Annotated in this window: 18 protein-coding genes and 1 riboswitch; of the genes, 9 read left to right on the forward strand and 9 right to left on the reverse strand. The window is 38.0% G+C overall.

Translation table 11 applies throughout. The annotated features are described in order from the left end of the window. The first annotated feature begins 73 nt into the window (after window positions 1–73). The gene (locus AC5YGI_RS09465; RefSeq protein ID WP_454511379.1) at window positions 74–772 is read left to right on the forward strand and encodes a hypothetical protein; all 699 of its coding nucleotides are present in this window, start codon (window positions 74–76) and stop codon (window positions 770–772) included. A gap of 64 nt (window positions 773–836) precedes the next feature. Here the strand turns inward: AC5YGI_RS09465 and AC5YGI_RS09470 are convergent, their stop codons facing one another. The 9 genes from AC5YGI_RS09470 to AC5YGI_RS09510 form a co-directional block, all read right to left on the reverse strand. Beyond that, window positions 837–1,574, reverse strand: a complete 738-nt coding sequence (locus AC5YGI_RS09470; protein ID WP_330744302.1) for a hypothetical protein — start codon at window positions 1,572–1,574, stop codon at window positions 837–839. Between the two features lie 18 nt (window positions 1,575–1,592). After that, complete coding sequence (locus tag AC5YGI_RS09475; RefSeq protein ID WP_330744299.1) at window positions 1,593–2,318, reverse strand: sulfite exporter TauE/SafE family protein; 726 nt, start codon at window positions 2,316–2,318, stop codon at window positions 1,593–1,595. After that, complete coding sequence (locus tag AC5YGI_RS09480) at window positions 2,309–2,761, reverse strand: FixH family protein (protein WP_227942648.1); 453 nt, start codon at window positions 2,759–2,761, stop codon at window positions 2,309–2,311. The genes AC5YGI_RS09475 and AC5YGI_RS09480 overlap by 10 nt, the downstream gene beginning before the upstream one ends. A 10-nt stretch (window positions 2,762–2,771) precedes the next feature. After that, window positions 2,772–4,226, reverse strand: coding sequence for a cytochrome c oxidase accessory protein CcoG (gene ccoG / locus AC5YGI_RS09485; protein ID WP_496168076.1), 1,455 nt, complete (start codon window positions 4,224–4,226; stop codon window positions 2,772–2,774). 94 nt (window positions 4,227–4,320) lie between these two features. After that, window positions 4,321–5,202 carry a cbb3-type cytochrome c oxidase N-terminal domain-containing protein gene (locus tag AC5YGI_RS09490; protein ID WP_062676011.1) on the reverse strand — a complete coding sequence of 294 codons (882 nt, stop codon included), beginning with the start codon at window positions 5,200–5,202 and terminating at the stop codon, window positions 4,321–4,323. Window positions 5,203–5,212: 10 nt separating this feature from the next. After that, the gene (locus AC5YGI_RS09495; protein ID WP_002983870.1) at window positions 5,213–5,413 is read right to left on the reverse strand and encodes a cbb3-type cytochrome oxidase subunit 3; all 201 of its coding nucleotides are present in this window, start codon (window positions 5,411–5,413) and stop codon (window positions 5,213–5,215) included. 22 nt (window positions 5,414–5,435) lie between these two features. Continuing rightward, window positions 5,436–7,697: a cytochrome-c oxidase, cbb3-type subunit I gene (gene ccoN, locus AC5YGI_RS09500; protein WP_227942646.1), complete on the reverse strand. Its 2,262-nt coding sequence runs from the start codon at window positions 7,695–7,697 to the stop codon at window positions 5,436–5,438. Between the two features lie 21 nt (window positions 7,698–7,718). Then, window positions 7,719–7,931, reverse strand: a complete 213-nt coding sequence (ccoS, locus tag AC5YGI_RS09505; RefSeq protein WP_110009904.1) for a cbb3-type cytochrome oxidase assembly protein CcoS — start codon at window positions 7,929–7,931, stop codon at window positions 7,719–7,721. A gap of 109 nt (window positions 7,932–8,040) precedes the next feature. Continuing rightward, entirely contained in the window at window positions 8,041–10,419 is a 2,379-nt protein-coding gene (locus AC5YGI_RS09510) for a heavy metal translocating P-type ATPase (RefSeq protein WP_496168077.1), read from the reverse strand. 88 nt (window positions 10,420–10,507) lie between these two features. Between AC5YGI_RS09510 and AC5YGI_RS09515 the strand changes: the two genes are divergently transcribed. The 8 genes from AC5YGI_RS09515 (at window position 10,508) to AC5YGI_RS09550 (ending at window position 16,717) form a co-directional block, all read left to right on the forward strand. After that, window positions 10,508–11,221, forward strand: coding sequence for a Crp/Fnr family transcriptional regulator (locus AC5YGI_RS09515; protein ID WP_496168078.1), 714 nt, complete (start codon window positions 10,508–10,510; stop codon window positions 11,219–11,221). 61 nt (window positions 11,222–11,282) lie between these two features. After that, the gene (gene panB, locus AC5YGI_RS09520; RefSeq protein ID WP_496168079.1) at window positions 11,283–12,098 is read left to right on the forward strand and encodes a 3-methyl-2-oxobutanoate hydroxymethyltransferase; all 816 of its coding nucleotides are present in this window, start codon (window positions 11,283–11,285) and stop codon (window positions 12,096–12,098) included. Window positions 12,099–12,101: 3 nt separating this feature from the next. Further along, window positions 12,102–12,416 (forward strand): hypothetical protein, encoded by a 315-nt coding sequence (locus AC5YGI_RS09525; RefSeq protein ID WP_047377337.1) that lies wholly within the window; start codon window positions 12,102–12,104, stop codon window positions 12,414–12,416. Between the two features lie 11 nt (window positions 12,417–12,427). Next, window positions 12,428–13,105 (forward strand): RluA family pseudouridine synthase, encoded by a 678-nt coding sequence (locus AC5YGI_RS09530; protein ID WP_137904785.1) that lies wholly within the window; start codon window positions 12,428–12,430, stop codon window positions 13,103–13,105. A 117-nt stretch (window positions 13,106–13,222) separates the two neighbouring features. Beyond that, window positions 13,223–13,319: riboswitch (TPP riboswitch) on the forward strand. Between the two features lie 58 nt (window positions 13,320–13,377). Beyond that, window positions 13,378–13,584 (forward strand): sulfur carrier protein ThiS, encoded by a 207-nt coding sequence (gene thiS / locus AC5YGI_RS09535; protein ID WP_047377339.1) that lies wholly within the window; start codon window positions 13,378–13,380, stop codon window positions 13,582–13,584. Between the two features lie 24 nt (window positions 13,585–13,608). After that, window positions 13,609–15,420 (forward strand): phosphomethylpyrimidine synthase ThiC, encoded by a 1,812-nt coding sequence (gene thiC / locus AC5YGI_RS09540; RefSeq protein WP_446107294.1) that lies wholly within the window; start codon window positions 13,609–13,611, stop codon window positions 15,418–15,420. Then, the gene (locus AC5YGI_RS09545) at window positions 15,417–16,004 is read left to right on the forward strand and encodes a thiamine phosphate synthase (RefSeq protein ID WP_496168081.1); all 588 of its coding nucleotides are present in this window, start codon (window positions 15,417–15,419) and stop codon (window positions 16,002–16,004) included. The genes thiC and AC5YGI_RS09545 overlap by 4 nt, the downstream gene beginning before the upstream one ends. Then, a complete protein-coding gene (locus AC5YGI_RS09550; protein WP_496168082.1) occupies window positions 15,980–16,717 on the forward strand; it encodes a hydroxymethylpyrimidine/phosphomethylpyrimidine kinase in 738 nt (245 codons plus the stop codon). The genes AC5YGI_RS09545 and AC5YGI_RS09550 overlap by 25 nt, the downstream gene beginning before the upstream one ends. Window positions 16,718–16,719: the final 2 nt, after the last annotated feature.

Here is a 16,719-nt window from a genome sequence, read left to right on the forward strand (position 1 = left end):
TGATAGGTCGACGCAATTTTATTTAAGGAATTATTTTGCTAATACTTTTTTAATATTAAAATAACACAATTAAATGAAAAAAAAATTAATTTCTGGAGCATTATTGTTTTCAATTACAATATATGGACAGGTTGGGATAAAAACAGATACACCACAAAAATCATTACATGTTAATGGTTCATTGCAGATCACTAATGAATTCAATGTAGGCGGAGATGCATCAAAAGCTGGTTCTGCGGGATCAGCGGGGCAGATTTTGGTCTCTCAGGGGGCAGGAGCACCACCCACCTGGAATTCTTTGCAGGGGCTTAGTGGCCAAAGCTCTATAGCTTTCAATGTTTTTAGTACGGGAAAGAGTGTAAATGGTTCTACAACATTTAATTCGATTCCAGGATTGAATTATACGTATATAGCACCTGCTGATGGTGTTCTACTTATTCAGGCTAATGTTTATACAGCATTAGGAGCAAACTCGGGATCAGGAAGCCTTGTTTTTTCCAATACCCAGATCGCCATAAAGGTTAACGGGACAGAAACATTTTTTGGAATGTCAACACCAATCGGTAGCGGTAATCCTCCAGCGGCTATGAACCCTGAAACGACAGTCATTATTGGTAAGATAAATGTAACCAAAGGAGCGGCATATGCTTTTGATGTGGTAGCAAAGGATGTTTATAAATTTAGTGGTACTACCGGTGCTTATGCGGGTACATTTAACTGGAGTACGTATTCTTCACAATCTTCTATTGTAGCAACGTTGATTACTAATTAAGCACATTATTTAAGATAAAAAACAAAGGCCTGGATCACAGATTCGGCCTTTGTTTTTTATAATTTTATTCTGTAATGATAATAATCTTTTTATCTGCGTTTTTGAGTTTTGTATCCTGATCATAGATGGCTTTCAGATCATAATCTATTCTTATTGAATGGTCGTCAATCTGTTTTACCCAATCATGTTTACCTGAAATTGATTGTATTTTATTTTCAAATTTTAAGGTTGTACCGATTTTTTTGAAAAACATGACCATCATACCTGCTACTTTCTCAGCTTCTTCCTTTGAGCTTTTGGTTTTGATAGCTTCTTCAATACTTTTAAGATTAAAATTATCTGTATTAATCATTAAAGTCTTTCCGTCCCAATTATTGTAAATATTTTGATCCAGAGGAATTTTTTCAGTTTTCGTGAAGTTTTTCAGAGCCTGATAATCTTCCGCAGTAAAATGCTCCATTTTGAAAGAAAATCCAGCCAGCTTTTGATCTTCCTTTGTTGATTTCATGAAGACCTTTTTCATAATCCGAATCGAATCCGGATTTTCGGTTTTCAATTTTCCTTCCTGTTTGGCAAGATCATACATACTTGTCCAGGCAGTCGGAAGCTTATCCATTTCGCCGAATTCTTTCTGCTTTAAGGAATCCGGTGTCATTGCCATCATTTCCGACATAAATTCTTTGGTATCGATATCGGTAACAGAAGTAGAAGCGGCATCCTTATGATATACAATTTCAGAATTCACACTGCAGGATTGCAATGTAAAAAGGCTTATCAAAAATAAGACAATGGTTTTCTTCATGGTAGATTTAAATACAAATTAATGACAGTTAACTGCTCCGTTCGGATCTTTACTAATTGTCATGGCTTCCGCCTTAGGAGAAACATACGGTATTCCCAGCTCAAGACCTCTCAGAATGAATAATCCTCCCAAAATAATCATAATCACAGGAACTGCTTTTAAAACTCTTACTCTGAAGGCCTGATTCATGAGATTTCCGGCCAGAACAATGGCAAACATGAACGGAAGGGTTCCCAGCCCAAATAAAGCCATATATAAAGCTCCCTGCCATATTCCTCCGCCTGCAAGACTGGCTGTAAGTGCCATATACACCATTCCGCATGGTAAAAAGCCATTTAATAGACCTGTTGTAAATCTCGAACGGTAATCCGCTTTCTGAAGTAATTTTCCTAAATTCATTTTTACATTGTACAGAAACTTGGATAGGAAAGGAATTTTTGAAGCAAAATCTTTTCCACCAAATGAAAATACAGCCATAATGATTAGAAGGATTCCTGCAGTAATGGTAAGATATTTCTGGAAGCCTGCCATTTCAAATCCCTGCCCGATAATCCCCAGAAGAGCACCTAATAATGAATAGGTAAAAATTCTTCCGAATTGATAGGTAAGGTTCTGAAGATAGAAATTGGCAGCCTGTTTTTTGGTTAATCCCATCGATAAAGCAATAGGTCCGCACATTCCGATACAGTGAAAACCGGAAGCAAAGCCTAAAGCAATAGCCGATACAATAAGTCCTATTTCCATATCACGTCATAATCCATTCGGTAGTCTGTTTTATCTTTTGTCCAGCTTAATCTTAACGTATAGTTTCCTACTTTCAATACCTGTGCAGGAATGGTGAAAGACTGGCTGGCATCAAGCTGTACAGATTTTTTAATGTCTAAATTCTGGTCGTCGGTTCTGTTTAAAACAAATTTTACCGTAGTATTTGAATTATTATATTCTTTTGGAAAAGTGATTGTAATGCCTTTGGTATCCTGGCTGTATACAGGTTTTTCCTGCAGGTCATCTGCCTTTTTCTTAGCATCAATCACATCCTGGTACTTCAATTCTTCTTCGTAATAATTATCGGTTACCATTTCAGAATTCTTCTGTCCGTTCGGGAAAAGAAACATCATGGATAATATAAAAACTATAAATGCTAGTAATGCAATTACAACACCGTGTCCCCAACTAAAGTTCTTCATTCTTTTCTAATTAAAATTGCAGTTTAAAAGGTCCTTCAAAATAAGTCTGGTATGAATCAATCAGTTTACCTTTCATATCGTAAACACCAATTGTTATATTCTGTTTAGAGAGTTTCATATCATTTTCCGGGAAGCTGATATTGATGGTTCCCTTGGAAATTTTATCTCTGTCTACCTGAATCTTACTTGATGCACTATATGTAATTTCACCATGTGCCGGATCTATCACTTTGATGGTAACGATTTTTTTCTCGTTCGTTTTATTAAGGAAGGTATAATTATAAGTATTGGTAATTTTACCGTCTCTCACAAAGAATGTACTTCCCGCAGGTTTAATGAATTTAGCCTCCATCTCACCACGGCTGTAAAGAAGATATCCTAAGAATCCTACAAGAAGTAACAGGAATATAGAGAACCCTTTCATTCTTCCTGTAAACTTAAACTGAGTTTCTTTTTCAATCTCGTTTTCCGAAGCATAACGGATCAGTCCTTTCGGAAGGCCAACTTTTTCCATTACTTCATTGCAGGCATCAATACATGCTGTACAGTTGATACATTCCAGCTGTTGCCCGTCTCTGATGTCAATTCCGGTAGGACATACCACAACACACTGGTGGCAGTCGATACAATCACCTTTTCCTGCAGCTTTACGATCTTCGCCCTTTCTCCATTTTGCTCTGTTTTCTCCTCTTTTGAAGTCATAGAAAACATTGATGGTATCTTTATCGATCAATACACCCTGAAGTCTTCCGTAAGGACAAACCAATGTACAAACCTGCTCTCTGAACCACGCAAATACAAAGTAAAATGCTGCGGTAAGAAGAATCATTACAATAAAATTGGTAGGATGTGCAAATGGCCCTTCCCCAACAATTTTAAATACTTCTTCATATCCTACGATATACATGAACATAAAGTGGGTAATAATGAGTGAAATGATGACATAAATAGTCCATTTCAAACTTCTTTTCCAGATCTTCTCACTGTTCCACTCCTGTCTGTCCAGCTTCATCTGCTTATTTCTGTCACCTTCAATCAGGTATTCGATTTTACGGAATATCGATTCCATAAAAATTGTCTGAGGGCAGATCCACCCGCAGAAAATTCTTCCGAACGCAATCGTAAAAACAATAATAAAGATCAAAGAGGCAATAGCACCTAAAGTAAGGATAAAAAAGTCCTGTGGATAGAAAGGCTGTCCAAAAATGAAAAACTCTCTGTCTATTACATTAAACATCAGCAATGGGTTACCATTGATTTTGATGAAAGGTAATGTAAAATAAATAATTAATAGTAAATAGCTTACAATGTTTCTATAGTTGGTGTACTTTCCTTTAGGTTTTCTTGGAAAGACCCATTTTCTTTTTCCGGATTGCTCCATTGTCCCTATAGAATCTCTGTAAGTCTCAGGGTCCAGAACCTGTCCCTGTCCGCCGCGTACTTCTATATCTTCTATGTCTGACATATGTAATAGGTTTTAAAAAAGAAAAAACATAATTCGTTACTATTTTAATCTAATAACAAATTATGTTTTTTTCATATGTTTCTAATTTTTTAAATTATTCTTTTTCCCAATGTGCTTCAGTTCCTTGAGGAGCTGCTCCTCCCTGAGCCGGAGTCACTGGTGGTTGTTCCTGGTTGATGTGATATACATAAGCTGCAATCTTCTCAATCTCTGCACCTGAAACTTCTCCGTTTTTACCGAATGCTCTCATGGCAGGGTTAGTAGGAGAACCATTCCAGTCCATATGGAATACGTTTTTGAATAACGTCTTCTCAGGCTGGTTGATCCAGTAGTTATCAGTAAGGTTAGGTCCGATACCTCCACTACCATCTTCTTTGTGACAAGATGCACAGTTTGTTTTGAATAATTCTTTACCTTCTGCAATGTTATCAGCTGAATACTTAGCTGTTTCAATGGTTACTGGAGGCTGAGATTTCTGATATTCTTCAATACTTGCCAACTGCTCTTTATATTCTTTTTCATATTCGCTTAACGGGTGAGCGAAGTCTGTGAAAGAGTAAGCTGCAATATATACAATACAAAAAGCGGTCCCAAAATAGAATAAACCTACCCACCATTTCGGTAATTGGTTATCCAACTCCATGATTCCGTCGAAACCGTGGTCGATAAGGATATCCTTTTCTTCAGAAGCAGATTGCTTTTTGAATGCACTTTGGTACAATCTTTTGAAATAAGGAACTTTCTTTTCAGCTAAATAAGCTGCCTTTTCTTCAGGAGATAATTTCTTGAATTTGTTGTTCTCAATAAGGTCTCCGATAGCTCCATGAATGTAAGCCAGGATACCAGCGATCACAACAGTTCCCCAGAAGTAAGGTGAAGAAAGGAACGCGTAGCTCTGTACAAATAAATAATAAAAAACTATTAAAAGTCCGATTATTATTAAGATGTTTATAACAACAGGTGTTCTTTGTTTCATAAAAAATAGTTTAATTTTTTAAATTAAAATCGTCATCTTCATCATCCCCAAGAGGTGCCTCTTCTTCTTCTTTGTAATATTTTTTAGGTCTGCTAAAAACATAGATTACTAAAGCTATGAAGAACAGCATAAAGAAAATCAGAGCCAGTGTCTGGTAGAAGCCAGCATTTTCAGTATTGGATAATATATCTTTAAAGTTCTGAGGAATCATAGTATGAACTTTTTAATGTTTTTTAGTTATTACTTGCTGTTTTGATTTCAGTTGTTTTGATATCTGTACCTAATCTCTGAAGATAAGAAATAAGAGCTACAATTTCTTTTTTCTCTAGTTCTCCCTGAGGTCTCTTAGCGTAAGCCTGCTTAAGGTCATTAGCTTCAGAGAAGATATCTTTCACAATTTTTGCTGATTGGTTGTTAGCCCATTTGTCTGCAGAATCGATTTCAGCCTTAGTATAAGGTACATCAAACACATTCTTCATCAGTTTCATTTTGTCTACCATCTTGGTTCTGTCTAAGTCAGTAGCAATTAACCAAGGGTAACGTGGCATGATGGAACCAGCAGATGTAGATCTTGGGTTGTACATGTGCTTGTAGTGCCAAGAACTTGGGTTTTTACCACCTTCTCTATGTAAATCCGGTCCTGTTCTCTTAGAACCCCATAGGAATGGTCTGTCGTATACGAATTCTCCAGCTTTGGAGTACTGTCCGTTTTTACCGTTGAATCTTGTAATCTCATCTCTGAATGGTCTGATCATCTGAGAGTGACAAGCGTTACATCCTTCACGGATATAAATATCTCTACCTTCAAGTTCCAGCGGTGAATAAGGCTTCACGGCAGAAATCGTAGGTACACTTTTCTTAAGAGATAGTGTAGGGATAATTTCAATTGAACTACCGATAGATATCGTGATGAAAGATAAGATACCTAATAATACAGGAGTTCTTTCCAGCCAAAGGTGAGTACCTTCTCCTTCTTTTCTGTTTTTGCTGATGTTTGCCAACGCAGGAGCTTCAGCAGGAACTTCTTTCTGGAATGATCCTTTTCTTACTGTAGCGATTACGTTTACAATCATCAGGATAGATCCTGAAATATAGAATAGACCTCCTACAAATCTCATTTTGAAGTAAGGAATAATTGCAGTTACCGTATCCAGCCAGTTTTTCCATAATAAGGTTCCGTCCGGGTTGAATTGCTTCCACATTAATCCTTGTGTAAATCCTGAAATATACATTGGAACTGCATAGAAGATAATTCCTAAAGTACCTAACCAGAAATGCCAGTTAGCTAATTTTACAGACCAAAGTTTCGTTCTCCACATAATTGGTACCAGGTAATAGATAACCCCGAATGCCATGAAACCATTCCATCCAAGAGCTCCTAAGTGTACGTGACCGATAACCCAGTCTGTAAAGTGACCAATTTTGTTGATGTTTTTAGTTGCCAAAAGCGGTCCTTCAAACGTTGCCATACCATAACATGTAACAGCTACTACGAAGAACTTAAGGATAGGATTTTCTCTTACCTTATCCCATGCTCCTCTTAGTGTAAGAAGACCATTTAACATACCTCCCCAGGATGGTGCAATAAGCATGATAGAGAACCCTGTTCCTACCGCCTGAGCCCAAGCCGGAAGAGCTGTATACTGAAGGTGGTGAGGACCAGCCCAGATATATACGAAAATTAATGACCAGAAGTGAATAATAGACAATTTATAAGAGAATACCGGTCTGTCTGCAGCCTTCGGAAGGAAGTAATACATTAAACCAAGAACCGGAGTCGTCAATACGAATGCAACCGCATTGTGTCCATACCACCACTGTACAATAGCATCTTTTACCCCTGCATATGCTGAATAAGATTTCCAGCCTGTGAAAGATAAAGGTACTTCAAGGTTGTTGAAGATGTGAAGCATTGCTACTGCAATCCAGGTACCGATGTAGAACCAGATGGCTACGTAAAGGTGTCTCACTCTTCTCTTTGAAATAGTCAGGAACATATTGATACCAAAAATGATCCATGAGAATGCGATCAATATGTCGATCGGCCACTCGTGTTCAGCATATTCCTTAGAGGTATTGATCCCCATAAAGAAGGTAATGAACGTAGCAACAATCATAAACTGCCAGGTCCAGAAATGTAGCCAAGACAAGGTGTCACTGTACATTCTTGTTTTTAATAATCTTTGTAATGAGTAATAAATACCCGTGTAAACGATGTTACAAACGAATGCAAAGATTACGGTATTGGTGTGCAGCATTCTGATTCTACCAAAACCAAATGCACCATGAGTGTTTATTAACCCTTCAATATTACCCGATGCCAAACTTTTAATGGTTGTGTCATCTGTCCCGAAAAAGAATTCAGGTAATTCAGGGTAGAAAAGCATTAATGCCGCCGTAAGCCCGAACGTAAATCCAATGAGACCGAAAACTAAGGTCGCATAAAGGAACGCACGGACAATACTATTGTCATAACTAAACTTCTGTGTTTCCATATCAACTATTCACTATTTTTCTCAATTTTTATTATTTTCTCCTATTTCTTTCTCGTCTTTATTTTTGTTGCCGGTTTCATCTTTTTCTTCAACTTTTTCGTCATCAAAAAGGATTCTGACAGCCGGAGATTCATCATCCTCAAACTGTCCTTTTCGGGCATACACTATAAATACGACCAAGAAAATCGCAGCCAAAGAAACACTGCAGAGGATCATTAAATATAGAATATCCATTGGACAACAAAATTAACCTATTTTCGGGGTTCAAATTTAGTGAAAAATAATGACATTCATCACGAAATGCCGATTTCAGCTAATTTAAAATCAGTCTAAATAAGGGCTTTTACGCCTGTTTTTTGAAATATTTACGACCTAAAATCCAGGTTGAAACTGTAGTAAAGGTAACCACTGTAATCGAACTGATTGGCATAATGATTGCTGCGAAGAGCGGATGCATATGGCCTGTAACAGCGTAACTTAAACCAACAATATTGTATAGAAAACTGATTATAAATGTCATTTTCACAATCGTGATGGAACCCTTACAAACGTTCAGATAATTGTCAAGAGTAACTACTTTATCTCCGTTCATAATGACATCGGAAGATGGGGTAAAACTGTTCGTATCATCAGCAATGGCGATTCCTACATTACTTTGTTTTAAGGCTCCCGCATCATTAAGCCCGTCTCCAAGCATTGCCACTTTTAAGTGCTGATCCTGAAGGGATTTGATGTAGTTCAGTTTGTCTTCCGGGCTTTGATTAAAGGCCATTCCTTTGTAATTCGGAATAAGCTCTTTAAGCTGGTTTTCTTCTGAGGAGTTGTCTCCGCTCAGGATAAATATTTTGTAGTGGGTAAGTTTTGTGAAAAGTTCTTTCAGTCTTGGACGATATTCGTTTTTAAAGATGAATTTACCCAGGTATTCACCATTTTTACTGATATAAACGGCTGTTTCAAGATTTTTAGGTTCCTGGTTGTTGTAGCGGGCAGAACCAATTTTATACAGATTTCCTCTTACACTGGCTTCATATCCTTTTCCTGAAATTTCAACAAACTTCTCTACAGGGAAATATTCATCGTTCACCTCTATGAATTCGTACAATGATTTTGAAAGCGGGTGGTTGGAATTTTTTAATAAAGTTTTGATATTCAAAGAGTCAAATTCGTTGATCTCAGATCCTTCGTATTTGATATTTGATTTTTTTCTGTGTGTAATCGTTCCTGTTTTGTCAAAAACAATCGTATCAAGTTTCGCGATTTTTTCAATCGTTAAAGTATCTTTTACATAAAACTTATTTCGGCCTAAAATCCTCATAATGTGACCGAAAGTGAACGGTGCGGACAGTGCAAGTGCGCAAGGACATGCAATGATGAGAATGGCTGAAATAACCTGAAACATTTTCTCCAAATCAATAAATGCCCAATAAATTCCAGCAGCCAGAGCAATACCTAAAATGATGAATGTGAAATATTTACTGATGCTGTTTGTTAATGTATCCAGTCCGGTTTCATGTTTTTTGAAAGCTTCTTTATTCCAAAGCTGAGTAAGGTAACTCTGGTCTACATCTTTAATAACTTCCAGCTCCAGAGATGACCCGATCTGCTTACCTCCGGCAAAGATTTTATCGCCCGGCTGTTTACTGATGCTTTCACTTTCTCCGGTAATAAAACTGTTGTCGATATTTCCTTCTCCGTTAATAAGAATTGCATCTACCGGAATGATTTCCTGATTTCTAACCAAAATTCTGTCTCCTACTTTTACAGCAGAAAGAAGGATGTTTTCCTGTTTTCCTTCAAAGTCTACCTTCGTTACGGCAATAGGATAGAACGATTTGTAGTCCCGGTCATAAGAAAGGGCACTGTACGTTCTTTTCTGAAAAATTTTCCCCATCAGCATGAAGAAAAGAAGACCGCAAAGGGTATCAAAATATCCCGGACCGTAATCCGTCACTACTTCATAAATACTTCTCCCGAAAAGAACAAAAATTCCCAGTACAATAGGAACATCTATGTTGACGATTTTATTTTTTAATCCGTACCATGCAGATTTGTAATAGTCTGATGCTGAATAGAATACTACGGGGCATGCTAATAAGAACATCAGTGTTCTGAAAAGCCCCTTGTAATGTTCCATCCAATAATCTTCGCCTCCTACATATTCGGGAAAGGCGAGAAACATACCGTTTCCGAAGGCAAAACCTGCAATAGCAAATTTTACCAGCAAAGATTTATCAAGGTGGTCTACGTTTTTTTCTGCAGTTTCAAGACTGATAACAGGTTTGTATCCCAGATTGGTTAAGAAATTAGCGAGTTCGCTCAATTTCAGATCATTATGATTGAATGAAATCTGCAAAGTCTTCCTTGTGAAGTTAACCTGAGAATATTTGATATGTTTATTTAAGGTATGCAGACTTTCCAATAGCCAAATACATGAGGAACAGTGTATTACAGGGATTTTGAAAGTGACGAGGCTGGTGTTTCCTTCAGAAAAATCAGTCACTTTTTCAAAGATTTCCGGTGTGTCCAGGTAATCAAACTGAGTAGAATTTTCATCATTCGGACGAATTCCTGCTCCTTTATTAAGCTCATAGAAATTGCTTAAATTATTTAAATTCAGAATTTCGTAAACAGACTTACATCCATTACAACAGAAAGTCTTTTCATCAAATAAAATTCTCTCTTTTTCTATACCTTGACCACAATGAAAACAGTTCTCGCTCACCCCATAAAATATTGAACTACAAAATTATAACAATTTTTTTTGTTTATCGCGTTAAAAAGTTCTATTTTTGTGATAAATATCATATAAAATGCCGCAGGAACAACAGATAGCAATTGAAGAGAGGTTCGCCAGAGTTTTTAATGATAAATCATTTAAAGAAAGACTTTCTAGCGCAGATTTTGAAAAATATATTAATGGCAAAAAGAAACTGAGTTTTCAGAAACATGAAACTATTTTCGAGGATGGGGAAACTCCAAAAGGAGTGTTTGTCCTGGAAAAAGGTGCTGCCAAACTTTCAAAGTCAGGAGCTTTCGGGAAAGATCAGATTTTAAGATTTATCAAAGAAGGGGATATCATCGGCTATCGTTCCTTGCTTTGCGAGGAAAACTTCCAGGCCAAAGCAGAAGCAATGACAGATATTGAATGTGTTTTCTTACCTGCAGATATCTTTATGTATCTTCTGGAAGTAGATCCACAGCTGTCGTTCGTAATGCTTCAGAAAATTTCTTATGAATTAGGAGAATCTTCCAACACCATTACTTTCCTTGCGCAGAAAACAGTAAGAGAAAGGCTGGCAGAAATTCTATTGCTGCTGGAACAGAAACTGGGAGTAGATCCTGAAGGCTTTATCAAGATCTCCTTAACGAGAGAAGAAATTGCCAATATTATCGGTACTGCTACAGAAAGTGCCATCCGTCTGATCTCAGAATTCAAACAGGATAGTCTGATTGAAGTGGACGGAAGAAATATCAAGATCTTAAATCACGACAAACTTATGAAACTCGGTCACGTAGTTTTATAAATCATACAAAAACTTAAGTCGGCTCAAGGCCGACTTTTTAACTTTTAAAAATAGATAAATTATGTCTGTTCACTCTGAAATTAAAAAAGTTACGACTGAAACCTTGCGTAAAATGAAATTCGACAAGGAAAAAATAACAATGCTTACAGCCTATGATTTTACCACAGCAAAAATGGTAGACGCAGGGGGAGTAGATGCTATTTTAATTGGAGACTCTGCAGCGAATGTAATGGCTGGTTTTGAAACTACATTGCCTATTACGCTGGATCAAATGATCTATCATGCTCAAAGTGTGGTAAGAGGAACCGACAGAGCTTTGGTGGTAGCGGATTTACCTTTCGGAACTTATCAGAGTAATCCTGAAAAAGCATTGGAGTCTGCGGTAAGAATGATGAAAGAAGGTGGAGCGCATGCCGTGAAAATTGAAGGTGGAAAAGAAATCTCCAAGTCAATCAAAAAAATTATCAATGCCGGAATTCCGGTAATGGGACATTTGGGATTAACACCCCAGTCTATCTATAAATTCGGAACGTATAAAGTAAGAGCTAAGGAAGAGGCAGAAGCTGAAAAACTAATTGCTGATGCACAGCTTCTGGAAGAACTTGGCTGTTTTTCTATTGTGTTGGAAAAAATTCCTGCTGATTTAGCTAAGAAAGTAACTGAAAGCATTTCTATTCCAACCATCGGAATTGGTGCCGGTGGAGATTGTGACGGACAGGTTTTGGTGTATCATGATATGGTGGGAATGAACAAAGGTTTCAGCCCGAAATTCTTAAGAAGATACCTTGACCTCTACACAGAAATTACAGGAGCCGTTTCTCAATATGTGAAAGATGTGAAAAATGTAGAGTTTCCAAACGAAAACGAAAGCTATTAATCCATGCAGAACCAACAATCTATTCAGGGAATACTATCTATCGCAGCTTTAATTTGTCTTGCTGTGGGATGGTTTAATTTATTTTCCCCGGAAATCAATCATTTGCTTTCAAGAAAAGTATTTTATGTTTTGATCGGAGCGAGCTTCTTTATCCAGGCTCCGTTACTTACGAATAAGAATTTTGTTTATGCCATGTATGCTGCAGCGGCTATCTGTGTATTCGGAGCATTTATTCCGGAAGGCTCAAAACTTTCAGCTGTTAAAACGGTAGGCCTTCTGGCAGGGATTATCCTGTCTTTATCCAACAGAAGAAGATAGACGGAACAAGTATGAAGGAGCAGATTATATATGAAGACAACCATCTTCTGGTGATTAATAAAAAGGTCGGTCAGCTTGTACAAGGCGATAAGACCGGCGATGAATCACTATTAGAATCCATCAAGAACTTTATAAAAATAAGAGATGCTAAGCCGGGAAATGTTTTTCTCGGCTTGGTACATCGTATAGACCGCCCAACTTCCGGGCTGGTGATCTATGCAAAAACATCCAAAGCGCTTTCCCGTTTGACGCAGATGGTTAAAAACCGGGAAGTGAAAAAAACATATTGGGCCGTTGTTGGAAAAGAAATGATCCCGCAAAGCCAGAGACTGGTGCATTATTTAAAGAAAAACGAAAAAAATAATAAGGCTATTGTTTTTTCAAAAGCTACGGAAGGAGCCAAAGAAGCAATCCTGACTTATCATGTGATCAAAACATTAGACAATTATTTGTTGTTGGAAATTGACCTTGAAACCGGAAGACATCATCAGATCAGAGCTCAGTTATCCAAGACTGGAGTTCCAATTAAGGGTGATCTGAAATATGGTGCACCGCGTTCCAATCCGGATGGAGGAATCAATCTTCATGCGAGAAAACTGGAGTTTATTCATCCCGTTACCAAAGAAAACATTGAAATTATAGCTCCTGTTCCGCAGAATGATGCGATCTGGAGAGCTTGTGAGGAATAACTAAAGGTTTTTAGTTAATCAAAGGAAAACATAAAAGTCCGTCTCAAAATTGAGATGGACTTTTTTATTTAAAATCATTTCAGATTTTGCCCATTCTAAAAAAATGTCTAACTTCGTTCCCAGCTTTAGGGGTGTCTGTTACCAACAGACTGAGACTTTACCCTTTGAACCTGATCTGGATCATACCAGCGTAGGGAAAAGTAGATGACTTTTGCTGTACATTCTATTGTACAATAATGGCCATTCCTAAAGTATATGTAAAATATTTAGGAATGGAACTTATAATCAACCACACCCGAAAAACATTTGATGTACTTCCTGCCAACCTGGAAGCATTACTGGCTATTGAGCTGCCTGGAAAAAAGAAAGGTATTGCTGTAGCCCTCAATAATCGTATTATTCCCCTGTCTGTCTGGGCGGAAACCATCCTCAATAACAACGATTCAGTGTTAATCATTACTGCCACTCAGGGCGGTTAATTCTCATATTTAATACCAATACTTATGGCTCACTCCATTACATGTTCGCCATTTCCGAACTCAAAGAAAATCTATGTTGAAGGAAAATTACACCCAATCAATGTAGCCATGCGTGAAATACAGCTTAGCCCCACAAAATTGACCAATGGCGGCTTTGAACATAATGCTCCGGTAACCATTTATGACACTTCGGGGCCTTATACCGATGAAAATGCAGTCATTGACATTCAGAAAGGGCTTCCAAGAATCAGAGAACAATGGATTCTGGATAGAAATGATGTGAATATCTTAGACGGAATTACATCTGAATACGGCAAAGCTCGTTTAGCCGATCCTCGTCTGGATGAACTAAGGTTTTCCTATGATCATAAACCTAAAGTGGCACAGGAAGGAAAAGAAGTTACCCAGCTTTACTATGCGAAGCAGGGAATCATTACTCCGGAAATGGAGTATGTTGCCATCAGAGAAAATCAAAGAATAGAGCAGCTTGAATCCGTATCAAAAGAAATGGCATTTCAGCATGCCGGACACAGCTTTGGAGCCAATACTCCGAAAGGTAAGATCACCCCGGAATTTGTAAGAGACGAAATTGCTGCCGGAAGAGCTATTATTCCCAATAACATCAACCACCCGGAAAGCGAACCTATGATTATCGGGAGAAATTTCCTGGTAAAGATCAATGCGAATATCGGAAACAGTGCCGTTTCATCCAGTATTGAAGAAGAAGTAGAAAAAGCAGTATGGGCTTGCCGCTGGGGAGCTGATACCATTATGGATCTTTCAACCGGTAAAAATATTCACGAAACAAGAGAATGGATCATCAGAAACAGTCCGGTTCCGATTGGTACCGTTCCTATTTATCAGGCACTGGAAAAAGTAAAAGGTGTTCCTGAAGATCTTACATGGGAAATCTTCAGAGATACACTGATTGAACAGGCTGAACAGGGAGTTTCTTATTTTACCATCCACGCAGGCGTTTTGCTAAGGTATATTCACCTGACAGCCAACAGAGTAACCGGAATTGTATCCAGAGGAGGATCGATTATGGCAAAATGGTGCTTATTTCATCATAAAGAAAGTTTCCTGTATACCCATTTTGAGGAGATCTGTGAAATCATGAAGAAGTACGACGTGGCTTTCTCTCTGGGAGACGGTCTTCGTCCGGGATCTATTGCAGATGCCAATGATGCAGCGCAGTTTGCAGAACTGGAAACTTTAGGTGAACTGACCAAAATTGCCTGGAAGCATAATGTACAGGTAATGATTGAAGGTCCCGGGCACGTACCAATGCATATGATCAAAGAAAATATGGATAAACAGCTGAAAGAATGCCATGAAGCTCCATTTTATACCTTAGGCCCTTTAACAACGGATATTGCACCGGGTTATGATCATATTACTTCAGGGATTGGAGCTGCCATGATCGGATGGTTTGGATGTGCGATGCTTTGCTATGTAACTCCAAAAGAACATTTGGGACTTCCGAATAAAGATGATGTCAAAGTTGGAGTAATAACCTATAAACTGGCAGCGCATGCGGCAGATTTGGCAAAAGGTCATCCGGGCGCACAATACAGAGATAATGCATTAAGTAAAGCAAGGTTTGAATTCAGATGGGAAGATCAGTTCAATCTGTCATTAGACCCGGAAACAGCAAGAGCATATCATGATGAAACCCTTCCGGCAGAAGGAGCAAAAATTGCCCATTTCTGTTCCATGTGCGGACCAAAATTCTGCTCGATGAAAATTACTCAGGAAATCCGTGAATCTGCAGAAAAAGGAATGCTGGATAAATCACAGGAATTTATTGAAAAAGGGAAAGAAATCTATATATGATCCTTGTTATCACTCCTGAATTGATTATTCCGAACGAAACTGATCGTATTAATCAGATGTTTCAGGAAGGTCTTGACCTGCTTCACATCCGTAAACCATGGATCAGTCGTAATGAAATGATTGAATTCCTCACCCAGATTGATGAAACCTTTCATTCACAGCTGGTTTTGCATACGTATTATGATCTTGGGAAGGAATTTACGATTTCAAGGTTTCATTTCAGGGAGATTGATCGGCAGGAAGAAATGTATAAGACTTTTGTGAAAGAAAATACCATTTCAACTTCGGTACATGATATCACAACCTATAATACTTTGGATAAAGAATGGGAATATGCTTTCATAAGCCCGTTCTTTCCAAGTATATCGAAAAAAGGGTATGGACTGGATTCTACCATAAAGGAAGAAATAAAACACCGGAATAATCCGGATGTCAAATTGATTGCCCTCGGAGGAATTGATCAGGGTAATATTCCCGAAGTTTTAGAATCAAATGTAGATGGAGCAGCCCTATTGGGTGCGATCTGGGAAAGTGAAGAACCCTTAAAAGTATTCAAAAAATGCAGGAACGTCCTTATGTCATAAGTATCGCAGGCTTCGATCCCAGTGGCGGAGCAGGTTTATTATCAGATAGTAAAACTTTTGAACATTCAAAAGTAATGGGATTGGGAGTGTGTACGGCATTAACATTACAGACCGCTTCCAAGTGCTTAAGCCTGGAATGGCGGCCTATAGATGAAGTAACTGAAGCCATTCAGGTGCTGATGGAAAACTATTTCGTTTCGGCCGTGAAAATTGGAATAGTGAAGGATGCCGAATTTCTGGGTAAGATTGTGGAAACAATTCAAAAAGGAAATCCCGAAGTGAAAATCGTTTGGGATCCCGTTTTGAAAAGCACTTCGGACTTTAATTTTTTTGATCTTGAAATTCTTCCTCAATTAAAAAAAATTGTTCATAAACTCAGTTTGATTACACCTAATTATAACGAATACAGTGTTTTAAAGGAAAATAATCTTCTGCTGGACACTCATCAATGCGCATTGCTGATCAAAGGAGGACATAGAGAAGATCATTTGGGAACAGATATTTTAGTTGAAAATGGAAAAGAGATTGTTTTAGCTCCAGCCGAAAGGAATACAACCTATTTTCCAAAGCATGGTTCCGGCTGTGTTTTATCCTCAGCCATTACAGCAGAACTGGCGATGGGGAAAAATATGGAAACGGCCTGCCGGAATGGGAAATTATACATCGAAAAATTTTTAAAAAGCAATTCCTCTTTATTGGGAACGCATTCATAGAA

Source organism: Chryseobacterium sp. CS3K3.1 (genome assembly GCF_059515165.1).